The sequence below is a fragment of the Pelagibacterium mangrovi genome (assembly GCF_036662815.1).
Lineage (GTDB): Bacteria > Pseudomonadota > Alphaproteobacteria > Rhizobiales > Devosiaceae > Pelagibacterium > Pelagibacterium mangrovi.
On record NZ_JBAFXA010000005.1, the window covers coordinates 49,875 to 62,035 of the forward strand.

At 63.9% G+C, this 12,161-nt stretch carries 11 protein-coding genes; 8 read left to right on the top strand and 3 right to left on the bottom strand.

From position 1 onward, the window contains the following. Positions 1-54: 54 nt before the first annotated feature. A complete protein-coding gene (locus V4T21_RS09750) occupies positions 55-813 on the bottom strand; it encodes an alpha/beta fold hydrolase (protein ID WP_332715954.1) in 759 nt (252 codons plus the stop codon). A 141-nt stretch (positions 814-954) separates the two neighbouring features. On the opposite strand from V4T21_RS09750, the gene V4T21_RS09755 reads away from it, so the two are divergent. The 3 genes from V4T21_RS09755 to V4T21_RS09765 all read left to right on the top strand — a co-directional run bounded on the left by V4T21_RS09755 (position 955) and on the right by V4T21_RS09765 (position 3,864). Continuing rightward, a complete protein-coding gene (locus V4T21_RS09755; protein WP_332715956.1) occupies positions 955-1,200 on the top strand; it encodes a zinc-finger domain-containing protein in 246 nt (81 codons plus the stop codon). Between the two features lie 11 nt (positions 1,201-1,211). Next, on the top strand, positions 1,212-2,393 hold the full coding sequence (locus tag V4T21_RS09760) for an FAD-dependent monooxygenase (RefSeq protein WP_332715958.1): 1,182 nt from the start codon (positions 1,212-1,214) through the stop codon (positions 2,391-2,393). A 100-nt stretch (positions 2,394-2,493) separates the two neighbouring features. Next, the gene (locus V4T21_RS09765; protein ID WP_332715960.1) at positions 2,494-3,864 is read left to right on the top strand and encodes a TCR/Tet family MFS transporter; all 1,371 of its coding nucleotides are present in this window, start codon (positions 2,494-2,496) and stop codon (positions 3,862-3,864) included. Positions 3,865-3,989: 125 nt separating this feature from the next. Here V4T21_RS09765 and gnd read toward each other — a convergent pair whose 3' ends face one another. Then, positions 3,990-5,408, bottom strand: coding sequence for an NADP-dependent phosphogluconate dehydrogenase (gene gnd / locus V4T21_RS09770; RefSeq protein WP_332715962.1), 1,419 nt, complete (start codon positions 5,406-5,408; stop codon positions 3,990-3,992). Positions 5,409-5,579: 171 nt separating this feature from the next. Between gnd and V4T21_RS09775 the strand changes: the two genes are divergently transcribed. Then, on the top strand, positions 5,580-6,104 hold the full coding sequence (locus V4T21_RS09775) for a gluconokinase (RefSeq protein WP_332715964.1): 525 nt from the start codon (positions 5,580-5,582) through the stop codon (positions 6,102-6,104). A gap of 64 nt (positions 6,105-6,168) precedes the next feature. Here the strand turns inward: V4T21_RS09775 and V4T21_RS09780 are convergent, their stop codons facing one another. Continuing rightward, the gene (locus V4T21_RS09780) at positions 6,169-7,047 is read right to left on the bottom strand and encodes a TraB/GumN family protein (protein WP_332715966.1); all 879 of its coding nucleotides are present in this window, start codon (positions 7,045-7,047) and stop codon (positions 6,169-6,171) included. 86 nt (positions 7,048-7,133) lie between these two features. Here V4T21_RS09780 and V4T21_RS09785 point away from each other — a divergent pair, with 86 nt between their 5' ends. From V4T21_RS09785 to V4T21_RS09800, 4 genes are all read left to right on the top strand, one after another. Then, complete coding sequence (locus tag V4T21_RS09785) at positions 7,134-9,005, top strand: sensor histidine kinase (protein WP_332715969.1); 1,872 nt, start codon at positions 7,134-7,136, stop codon at positions 9,003-9,005. Then, positions 9,002-10,369, top strand: coding sequence for a sigma-54-dependent transcriptional regulator (locus tag V4T21_RS09790; RefSeq protein ID WP_332715971.1), 1,368 nt, complete (start codon positions 9,002-9,004; stop codon positions 10,367-10,369). Before V4T21_RS09785 ends, V4T21_RS09790 begins: the two co-directional genes overlap by 4 nt. 215 nt (positions 10,370-10,584) lie before the next feature. Then, positions 10,585-11,565: a tripartite tricarboxylate transporter substrate-binding protein gene (locus V4T21_RS09795; RefSeq protein WP_332715973.1), complete on the top strand. Its 981-nt coding sequence runs from the start codon at positions 10,585-10,587 to the stop codon at positions 11,563-11,565. A 133-nt stretch (positions 11,566-11,698) separates the two neighbouring features. Continuing rightward, complete coding sequence (locus V4T21_RS09800; RefSeq protein WP_332715976.1) at positions 11,699-12,160, top strand: tripartite tricarboxylate transporter TctB family protein; 462 nt, start codon at positions 11,699-11,701, stop codon at positions 12,158-12,160. The last annotated feature ends 1 nt before the right edge of the window (position 12,161 follow it).

Genomic DNA, 12,161 nt, shown 5'->3' on the forward strand with positions numbered 1-12,161 from the left:
GCGAACCCATTGTCTCAAACAAAGGGTTCGGTGGCAAATTGGTTCACATTTATCCTATGCCGCATAAACCCTGCCGAGAAATTCCAGCGCCCCGTTCTTGAACTGCGGATCGCCCGTGGCCCGCATATGGTCGCGCCGTTCGATGGTCAGCGCTTCGCCCTTGGGCAGGAGATCGGCCAGGGGTTGGGCCGGGCCGCCGACCTCGTCCGCGCTGCCCACCGCGACCAGCACGGGCACCTCAATAGCCTTGAGCGCTTCGACCGGAACCAGCGTGCGCGACCCGCCCATGCACGCGGCAAGAGCGTTGAGATCGCTTTTTGTATGCTCGGCGAAAATACGGAACTGTCGCGCCGAAGGGTGCGTGACCTGCGACAGCGACGCGGCCTTGAGCCCTTCGATGATTTCCGGAGCGTCGAGCGTGGGGGTCGGCATATTGGCGCCCAACCCACCGAAAATGGCACACGCGACCTTTTCGGGGTTCTGGATGCAGACATAGGCGCTAATCCGCGCGCCCATGGAATAGCCGATCAGCGCCACCTTCTCGAACCCCAGATGATCGATAAGATTGGCGACGTCCCGCGCCATGTCCTGCGCGCCATACAGGGCAGGATCGTAGAGCTTTTCCGAAGCGCCATGGCCCCGGTTGTCCATGGTTATCACCTGATAGCCGGCCTTGGTCAGCGTCTCGACCCATCCCGTGGCCACCCAGTTGACGGCCCCCGACGACGCGAAGCCGTGAACGGCCACGATGGGCCGGCCCTCTCCATGGACCTCATAGGCGATTTCAAAACCTTCGGATTGAAAACTGGGCATAAGGGATTCTTTCGACTCTGCAATTTACCCGTCTTAACAAGCAAGGCGAGCGCCGCCAACCGGGCCAACATCTTCTCTGGTCATGGCGGGGTCAAATCGTTATGGTCCGCCAAATTCCGAACCGGCTGGATGGCGACTTCCATGGCACAGCACGCAACACCCCACTTCCACAACTCCGACGGTCTGCCCCGCATCGAGATCGGCGCCCGGGAGTTCCAGTGCGTGGGGGCAAGGCCGCCGTTCGATCATCCGCATGTCTTCATCGATATGGGCCAAGACGCCGAAGCGGTGTGCCCCTATTGCTCGACGCTTTACGTGTTCAACCCGGACCTGCCGTTCGGCGCCGCCAACCCGGCGAGCGCGGTGTTCGACATCGAGCACGCGTAAAGCACCGCCCCATGGGCGCTCCCCGCACCATCTACATAGCCGGCGCCGGCATCGCCGGACTGACGCTGGCCCTCGGCCTCGCCAAATTCGGCCTTCGGGTCGTGGTTCTCGAGCGCAATGCGGCGATCAGCGAATTCGGCGCCGGACTGCAGATCAGCCCCAATGCGCGCAAGGTGCTCGACAATCTGGGGCTCGGCGCGGCGATCGAGGCCCAAAGCTTCGTCCCCGAAGGGATAGACATTTTCCCCGATGACCGCGCCGAACCGCTCCAGTCCCTTTTGCTGGGCCGGACCGTCGCCGAGCGGTTCGGAGCGCCCTATGCGGTGATGCATCGCGCCGATCTCGTCGAAATCCTCCACGCTGCCGCCCGGCGCTTCGCCAATATCGACGTGGTGTTCGGCGTCACCGATATTGCCGTGGAGACGGAAAACGGCGCGGTGACTGTCACCGCCGCCGAACCCGACGGCAAGACCCGCCGGGCCCAGCCCTTCGCCTTCATCGGCGCCGATGGTGTACGCTCGACCACACGCACACGGGTTCTCGGCGGCCCGACCGCGCGATACACCGGCAAGGTTGCATGGCGGGCACTGGTTACCCCGGACCGGCTCGGTTCGGTGCATCTCGACCGCACCAGCCTTTTACTGGGCACCGACTTCCACATGGTCGTCTATCCCCTTCCCCACCGCAACGCCGTCAATCTTGCCCTGTTCACCCAGGAGGCTGAAAGCGACCTAGCCGTACTGGACCAACGCGCCCCGCGCATAAGGTCCAGGCGCAAAGGCCGGCTCGCGGCGATCCTCGATGCGGTCGGCGAAAACTGGACGCCCTGGGTGCTCTCCACCGTCGAACTCGACACATGGCACAAGGGCTCGATAGGCCTGATCGGCGACGCCGCCCACGCCATGCTGCCCTTCCAGGCCCAGGGCGCCGCCATGGCCATCGAGGATGCCGCCGTGCTCGCGCCCCTGCTCGCCGCCTCCCCCAACGCCGACCATGCCTTCACCCGTTTCGCCGCCCTGCGCCAGGAACGCGTGAAGCGCGTGCAGGACATATCGCGGAGCAATGGCGGGGTGTTTCACATGGGGTTTCCGCTTTCGCTGGCCCGCAACGCCGTCATCCGCATGGAGGGGCCGCGTGGGCATTTCAAACGCCTCGAATGGCTCTATGGCTACGATCCGGGAGCTGCCGGCTGATCACATCTGCAACGACCAATGGAACGTCGGCCATTGTCCTTGCCTTTCTCCCAACCGATGTGCCAACTGATCCCCTCTCAAACGCCGCAAGCAAAATCCTATGCGAGTCAGCCCCCAGTCGAGATTGACGCTCGTCTTCATCCTCATCACGGTGTTTCTCGATATCGTGGGCCTGGGCATCATCCTGCCCGTTCTGCCCGGCCTCATCCTCGAGTTGACGGGTGAAACGGTCACCAATGCCGCCGTCATCGGCGGCTATCTGGTCTTCGTCTATGCGACGATGCAGTTCCTGTTTTCGCCCATCCTGGGCAACCTCTCGGACCGATGGGGCCGCCGCCCGATCCTGCTGCTCTCACTCGTCGGCCTCTCGCTCGATTATCTGATCATGGCCTGGGCCCCCACGCTCGTCTGGCTGTTCGTGGGGCGCGTGCTCTCGGGCATCTGCGGCGCCGCGATGGGCACGGCAACCGCCTATGTCGCCGACATCACGCCCAAGGAAAAGCGCTCGCAACGCTTCGGGTTGATCGGCGCGGCCTTCGGGCTTGGCTTCATCGTCGGCCCGGTGATCGGCGGCGAATTGGGCGAATTCGGCCCGCGCGCGCCGTTCTACCTCGCCGCCGCCGTGGCCGCCGCCAATGTGGTGTTCGGCTTCTTCGTCCTGCCCGAAAGCCTTTCGAAATTCCGCCGCCGGCGCTTCGATTGGCGCCGCGCCAATCCCGTCGGCGCCATTCTCGCCTTCCGGCACGCGCCGGTGATCTTCGTGCTGCTCGGCGCGCTGTTCCTGTTCTCGCTGGCGGGCCAGACCTATCCCAACGTCTGGAACTTCTTCACCATCGAACAGTTCGGCTGGACGCCTTCGCAGGTCGGCCGCTCGCTCGGCATCTTCGGCGTCCTGTTCGCCATCAGCCAGGCGCTGCTTGTGGGATTTTCCACGCGCTATATCGGCGTTTCCGCGACGGTCGTCATCGGCCTGTCGCTCGCCGTCATCGCCTTCGTCGGCGTTTCGTTCATCCACACCGAATTGGGCCTCTGGACGTTCCTGGTCATCGGCTCGTTCTCGGGCATCGCCGCTCCGGCCCTCACCGGCCTTTTGGCCAACAATGCCCGCCCCAACCAGCAGGGCGAGCTTCAGGGCGCGGTCAACGCATCCAATTCGCTGACGGCGATCATCGCGCCGGTTGCCGCGACACAGCTCTTCTCGTTTTTCACCAACAACCCGCTGCGCCCCGTCACCTTCCCCGGCGCACCGTTCTTTGCCGCCGGCCTGCTGGTGGCGGGCTCGATAGCACTCTTCATCTTCGCGGCTTTCAAGTTCGATCTCTCGCACAAGCCCTATGACGAAGCGCGCAAACGCCCCCGCTATCCCCAGCCGTCGGGCCAGGCGGTCAACCCGCCCGACGAGGAAGATATCGAGCAGGAAAACGAGAACGGGGACGAGGAAGCAGCGGCGGCAGAGAGCCGAAATAAATAAGCAAAGAGCATCGCCTTTGCTTCATCCGACCCACCACCATACCCTGTCACCCCGGGTTTATCTCGGGGGGAAGGTATGCGCGCCGCTATCGGCTCTTTCTCGAACCTATACCGTAACCGCCGCCGTTACCGTTGCTCCGCTGCAAGGCTCGGCCACTCGTGGTGGAAATCACCCTCCCTATCCAGCCGCTTGAACCCGTGCGCCCCGAAGAAATCGCGCTGGCCCTGCGTGAGATTGGTCGTGCCCCGCCCCTGCCGGTAAGCATCGAAATAGGCAAGCGCCGAAGACAGGCTCGGCGCGGGCAATTCGTTGATCGCGCAGGTCGCGACCACCGCCCGCAGCGCCCCATTGCTCTCCTTCATCATATCGACGAAGGCAGGCTGGGTGAGAAGGTTCGATGAGGTCCCACCCGCAAAGGATTGCGAAATCTGGTCGAGGAACCGCGAGCGGATAATGCATCCGGCGCGCCAGATCTTGGCGATCACGTCGAGCGGCAGGTTCCAGCCGTTTTCTTCCGAGGCCTTGGCCATCACCGCAAAACCCTGCGCATAGGCAGCGATCTTGCCCGCGAGCAGCGCCTTTTCCAGCGCTTCGAGCGAGATGGTCGCGTTGCCCTTGGCGCCTGCGCCGTAGATTTCCTCGCCGCGAACCCGCTCGTCCCTGATCGCGGAGATGGAGCGGGCGGCAACCGCGCCCTCGATGGTGGTGGCCGATACGCCCAGATTGAGCGCTTCGATGGCCGACCAGCGTCCCGTGCCCTTCTGCCCAGCCGAATCGAGGATCACATCGACCAGCGGCTGGCCGGTGTCCTCATCGATCGCATCGAGCACATGGCCGGTGATTTCGATCAGGTAGGAATCCAGCGGCCCCTTGTTCCACTCGGCGAAGACCTTGCCGCATTCGGCCGGCGACATGCCCAGTCCGTCGCGCATGATGCCGTAGATCTCGGCGATCATCTGCATGTCGGCATATTCGATGCCGTTGTGGATGGTCTTGACGAAATGCCCGGCCCCACCCGTTCCGAGATAGGCGCAGCACGGCTCGCCGTTGAACTTGGCCGAAATGGCGGTCAGCACCGCCTCGGCATTCTCCCACTGGGCTTCCGAACCGCCCACCATGATCGAAGGGCCGTGCCGCGCACCTTCCTCGCCACCCGAAACCCCGATGCCCAGGAAGCCGATGCCGGTTCCGTCGAGCTCGGAAAAGCGCCGTACAGTGTCGTGATAGTTCGCGTTGCCGGCGTCGATGATCACGTCGCCGTCCTCGAGCAATGGCTTGAGTTCGGCGATCACCTCATCGACCGCCGCCCCGGCTTGAACCATGATGATGACCGAGCGCGGGCGCTTGAGCATGGAGACGAAAGTCGCCAGCTCCCCGCTGCCCATCACGTTGGATTTGAGCTCGCCGGCCCCTTCGAGAAACGCATCGACCTTTTCCGCCGTGCGGTTGTAAACGGCGATCTTGTAGCCATTGTCGGCGATATTGAGGGCCAGGTTTTCGCCCATCACCCCCAACCCGATCAGACCGATGTCAGCCTCTTGCATACCCTGCGCCTCTCGACATTGTTCTTATGAGCCATATGGCAGCATAAATGCTTGCAGTCATAAAGTGAAAACCGTTCGTCTTCATGCAGTTGGCGAATTTCTGTGGCCTTGCTGCCATGGCCCCGCCATGCCAGTAACGCTGGGACCCGCAAACCGACACATGGGACCGCCATGACTTCCTCGACACCCGCCGCCTCCCCGCGCCTGATCGTCGTCATGGGCGTTTCGGGCGCCGGAAAGTCCACGATCGGCGAGGCGCTGGCCGAACGGATGGGCGTACCCTTCATCGACGCCGACAATCTGCACCCGCGCGCCAATGTCGAAAAGATGCGCGGCGGCACCCCGCTCGTGGATGCCGACCGCTGGCCCTGGCTCGAAATCGTCGCCGACGCCATGCGCAACACCGCCGATACCAATGGCCGGGTCGTCTGCGCCTGCTCGGCCCTCAAACGCGCCTATCGTGACTGCCTCACGACGCGCGCCGGCGAGCCGGTCGCCTATGTGCTGCTGCATGGCGACAAATCGGTGATCGCGGCACGGCAGGCCAACCGTCCGGGCCATTTCATGCCCGCCGCCCTGCTCGACAGCCAGTTCGCAACGCTCGAACCCTTCGCCCCCGACGAGCACGGCATCGTGCTCGACGTCGCGCTGCCGATTGAAGAGATCGTGGCCGGGGCGGAAAAGGCCCTGAGCTAGCTGACGTTGAGACGCTGCTGCTGGACTCCGGAATCCAGCCTCCGCGCCAGCCGCTCGCTCAAACCTACCGCCGCTCGACCGAATACCCGCGCTCCTCGAGCAACGCCGGGATGGAATCCGGCCCGACATAATGCCCCAGTCCCACCGCGACCAGCGCCGTACCCTCGCCCGCAAGAATGTCCTCGATGCCATCGACAAAGCCGTGATTGCGGTCGACGAACAACACCTCGTAGAACGCCTCCATCTCCCGGGCGATCTCCTCGGTTTCCGCTTCAAGGCCCGTGAGGTCGCCGCCGATCCAGCTTTCGAGCTGAACCACCAGATCTTCCCTCGCCTCCTCATATTCGACGATCGTCTCGCGCAGCACTTCGAGCTGCACGTCCTCGGGCATGCCGGCCAGCACCTCGAACTGCTCCTCGAAGGTTTCGAACCCGTTGACCGGAATTCCCAATTCATCGGCGCGGCCCTTGATATGCACGTCGATGCCCCCCGCAGGGTCGAAACCGGCATCCATCAGCATCAACGCCGAAATCTGCAGATAGGCGAACCACGGCCGCAGGCTGTCGAAGCTCTCGACCGGCACCTGATGTTCGGCAAGGATGGCTTCGAGCTCCTCCATCTCATCGGCGCTCAGAAGCGAAGAGAGCGGCGTTTCCGGCGAAATCCCCGACTGCATGATCAGCGCACCGAGATTTGCCGGCGGCTCGAAACTGTCGAGCTCCAGCCACACCTCGTCCACCTCTTCGAGAATCGCCGTCAGTTCGGGGCCTTCCCAATCCACCCCTTCGCGCATCATGTGCACGGTGCCCACCATATAGATTGTCGAATCCTCGTCCTCGATCACCCAGATCGGCGGTTCGGGCGCTTGGGCGACAATGGGCGCGGCGGCCGATCCCAGAAGCAGCGTGGCCACCATCGTCAAAGTGCTTCGTCCAAACGTCATGTATCTGCTCCTTTTGCGGCTTGGGGGGTCAACCCTTGCGGCAAGAAATGGTTTCGCAAAGACTGGACGCCATTTAATATGGCCTCATGACACTTGCTCAAGCCATCAGCGCCCCCTGGCAGCAGCCCTACAAGCGCCGCTGGCTCGTGGCCATAGGGTTTGCGGTGCTGGCCATGGCTGCGGCGGCCATCTGGGGCGGCGGATATGCCCAGCGCTTCTATCTCGCCGAGGCCAATGCGCGCGGCCTCAATACGCTGCGCCTCGCCGTCGCCGTGCTGCGCGGGCAAACGGCGCGCTATGAGAACCTGCCCGAAGTCATCGCCAATTTCGAAGAAGTCGAAGCCCTCATTGCCGATCCGGACAATCCGGAGTTGATCGATTGGGTCAATCTCTACCTCAAGGAGATCAACTCCCAGTTCGAATCCTCCGATATCTATCTGATGACCGATGACGGCACGACCATCGCCGCCTCCAATTTCGACACCCCCGTCCCCTTTGTCGGCGAGAACTTCCGCTATCGCCCCTATTTCTACGACGCCATCGACGGTGGCGAGGGACGTTTCTTCGCGCTGGGGACCACATCGTTCAAGCGCGGCTATTATTTCGGCGCCCCGGTGGTGATCGATGGCGAGCCGCGCGGTGTCGTCGCGGTCAAGGCCGACGTGGATTCGATCGAGGAAACCTGGCGCGGCGGCGATTTCAAGATCGTCGTCACCGACCCCGAAGGCATCATCTTCATGACCAGCCATCCCGGCTGGCTCTATAATTCCCTCCTGCCTCTGACGCCCGACCGGCTGGCCCGCACCGCCGAAACCCGCCGCTATGCCGATGCCGAACTGCGCGAGCTGCCCTATTCGCGCAGCGACGACGACCACTACCCCCTGATCCGGATCGAGGAGCGCGAAACGGCGGGGGAATATCTCATCGTTTCCGAAACCATGCCCGCGGCCGATTGGACGGTCAGCGTCATGCTCGACACCGCCTCGGCCCGCGCGCAGGCGGCAACCGTCACCATCATCGCGCTGCTCGCCATCGCCTTGGGAACACTGGCCGCCGCCATCTACATCCAGCGCCGCGCTCGCCTGCAGGAGCGTCTGCACCTCCAGCGCGAGGCCAAGGAACTGCTCGAGCGCCGCGTCGCCGAACGCACCGCCGAGCTGGCCAGCGTCAACCTCAAGCTCGAAGAGGAAGTCACCGAGCGCCGCGCGACCGAGCAGATGCTGCGCAAGACCCAATCCGATCTCGTTCAGGCCGGCAAGCTCGCCGCGCTGGGCCAGATGTCCGCTGCCCTGTCGCACGAATTCAACCAGCCCCTCGCCGCCGGCAAGAATTACGCCGACAACGCGCTGGTCCTGATCGAACGCGGCCGGATCGAGGACGCTCGCCTCAACGTCGACAGGATTTCCGGGCTCATGGACCGCATGGCCTCGATTTCCCGTCATCTGCGCAATTTCGCGCGCAACCCCAATGAAAAACTGGCCCCTGTGCCCCTCGAACAGGTGGTCGAGGACACGCTGGAAATTCTCAACTGGCGCATCGAGGCCGCCGATATCGCGCTCACTGTGCAATTGGGAGACGAGCCGCTGGCTGTCGTCGCCGGGCCGGTGCGGCTCCAGCAGGTGCTCGTCAACATCCTCACCAACGCCATCGACGCCGTCGAAACCGGCACCGACCGCCGGATCGAACTCACCGCCACACGCCTTGGCGAGCGGGTCGCGATCACCATCCGCGACCATGGACCGGGCGTACCCGCCAGCCTTGCCGAGCGCATCTTCGATCCGTTCTTCTCGACCAAGGGCGTGGGCAAGGGCCTTGGGCTCGGCCTTTCAATTTCCTACAACATCATCAAGGATTTCAAGGGAGACCTTCGCGTCGAAAACCACCCAGAGGGCGGCGCCCTGTTCACTGTCGAACTCAAGGCCAGCCCCTCCGAAATCGTGACGGAAGCCGCCCAATGAGCGCCGAAACCATCATCCTCGTCGATGACGAAGACGAGTTGCGCCATTCCACAGCCCAGGCCCTCGAACTCGCCGGCTTCAACGTCATCGATTTCGCCACCGCCGAACGCGCCACCCATCTTGCCGGCTTCGGCTTCCGGGGCATCGTCATCACCGATATCCGCATGTCGGGCATGGACGGGCTCACCCTCATGAACCGCCTGCACGAGCTCGACCGGGATATCCCGGTGATCCTCATCACCGGTCATGGCGACGTCCAGCTCGCGGTCCGCGCCATGCGCGAGGGCGCCTATGATTTCCTCGAAAAGCCTTTCGCCGCCGGCCAGCTCGCCGAACTCGCCCAGCGCGCGCTGGACTATCGCCGATTGGTGCTCGAAAACCGCGTGCTGCGCGCCGCCGCCGGCCAGAGCGACGATCTCGAACAACGCCTTCTCGGCCGCTCCAACGTCATGGTCGAGCTGCGCCGCAAGATCCGCACCATCGGCCCCACCGATACCGACGTGCTGATTATCGGCGACACCGGCTCGGGCAAGGAAGTCACCGCCCGCGCGCTGCACGATCTGTCCCATCGCGCTTCCAAGCCCTATGTGGCGATCAACTGCGCCGCCCTGCCCGCCAATCTGATCGAAAGCGAGCTGTTCGGCCACGAGGTCGGCGCCTTCCCCGGCGCGATGCGCGCCCGCTTCGGCAAGTTCGAACTCGCCCAGGGCGGCACTATCCTGCTCGACGATATCGGCTCGATGCCCATGGACGTGCAGGGCCGCCTCCTGCGGGTCATCCAGGACCGCACCATCACGCGGCTGGGCTCCAACGATCCCCTGCCCCTCGACGTGCGCTTCATCGCCACGTCGCGCACCCCGCTGGAGGCCGATGTCGCCGCCGGACGTTTCCGGGCCGACCTGCTTTACCGCCTCAATGTCCTCACTCTCGAAATACCCCCGCTGGAGGCCCGCCGCGAGGATATCCCGATCCTCTTCATGCAACTGGTTTCCGAGGCCGCCTCGCGCTATCGGCGCGAGCCCGTTCCCGTTCCGCCCCGCGTGCTTTCGGCGTTGGGCGAGCAGCAATGGCCGGGAAACGTGCGCGAACTGCGCAACGCGGCGGACCGGTTCATTCTCGATCTCGGCCTGCCCTTCCTCGAAACCGCTCCCGATGCCTCCGATTCGGAGACCAGTCCCCGGCTCGCCGAACGGGTCGCCGATTTCGAGCGCGGCGTCATCGAAAACGCGCTGATCGCCCACGGCGGCAGCTTGAAATCCGTTTATGAATCACTGGGCCTTTCGCGCAAATCGCTCTACGAAAAGATGCAGAAATACGGCTTGGAGCGCGCCCGCTACCTGTCGGCCGACGACGCGGACCTCTGATCGGCGGGAACATGTGGGGATTTCCACCCACGCGAATGGCCAAATGTAACCAAATCCACCCATCGCGTCCCCGAATCCCACAAAAAAGCCGGGCGTCATCTCCAAGCCCGGTTGCATGCATGCCCATCCCGTTCCCTTCTCAAGTCCATATCCGGTCATGAGGAACGGCCGGAGGATAATGTTGACTTGATGTCAGTACCCTTGGGAGGATTTCGATGACGTCACTGCTTCCGCGCACCGCGCTTACCAGCCTTGTTGCGCTCGGCCTCATGGCCGGTTCTGCCCTCGCGCAGGATTACCCCACCCAGCCGATCAATGTCGTGGTTCCGTTCTCGGCGGGTGGCCCGACCGATACGGTTGCTCGTCTGGTCGCCCAGGCGATGAGTGAAGATCTCGGCCAGCAGGTCCTGATCCAGAACGTGGGCGGCGCCGGCGGCACGCTCGGCGCGGGCCAGGTGGCGGTCGCCCCCAATGATGGCTACACGCTGCTCCTGCACCACATCGGCATGTCCACGGCGCCCTCGCTCTATGCCGACCTGCCGTTCGACCCCATCGAGGATTTCGAGCCGATCGGGCTGATCACCGAAGTGCCGATGACGCTGGTCGCCCGCGCCGATTTCGAGCCCGAATCGCTTGAAGATCTGGTGACCTACATTCAGGAAAACGGCGAAAACGTCATCTATGGCAACGCCGGCATCGGCGCCGCCAGCCAGCTCTGCGGCCTGCTGCTTCAGGATGCGCTGGGCGTGCGCATGACCGAAGTTCCCTATCAGGGCACCGGCCCGGCCATGACCGATCTGCTCGGCGGCCAGATCGACATGATGTGCGACCAGACCACCAACACCACGACGCAGATTCTGGCCGGCGAGATCAAGGCCTATGCGGTCACTTCGCCCGAGCGCCTCGACAATCTGCCCGACGTGCCCACCACCGATGAAGGCGGCCTGCCGCTCCAGGTCGGCATCTGGCATGGGCTCTACGCTCCCGCCGGCACCGATCCCGCCATCATCGAGCGCCTCACGGCATCGCTTCAGGTGGCCCTAGCCAACGAAACCGTCGCGACCCGCTTTGCCGAACTCGGCACGGTTCCGGTAACGCAGGGACAGGCAACCCCCGAGGCTCTGGCCGAGACGCTTTCCAGCCAGATCGAACTCTGGGGCGAAGTGATCGCCGCCGCCGGCGTCGCCCCGCAATAACGGCATCCTCGGCTCCAGCATGATCGATCCCCGGCCCATCGGGCCGGGGACTGCCGTGAAGGGGCAATGCATGGCGGCCGAGCGGCCGCCGGATCAGGGAGCTACCCGGCCAAGGGGCTCCGGAGGTATATGAATGGCATTACAAGCATCACGCAAAGACCTTGGCGCAGCCGCGATGTTCGTGGCGATCGGCGCCTATTTCGTCCTCGAGGCGATGCACTACGATCTCGGCACACCGCTGCGCATGGGCCCGGGCTTCATGCCCGTCCTGCTCGGCTCCATTCTCGTACTTTTGGGCCTGGCCATAGCGGCAGTCGGCCTGCGCCGTGCCGACCCGGAAGAGCCGCAGCCATTCCCCTGGCGCGGCATCGTATTCATCCTCGGCTCCATCGTCTTTTTCGGGGTGGCCCTGCGCGGGCTGGGGTTCATCCCCACCGTCGTCCTCACCGCCTTCGCCACGGCGCTTTCGAGTCGCGACAACAATTGGCTCGCGGCGCTCACCATCGCCGTCGCCCTCACCGTGATGTGCACTCTGATCTTTGTCGTCGGCCTCGGGCTCATCGTGCCCTGGTTCGGCCCCTGGCTGCCGTTCTAGG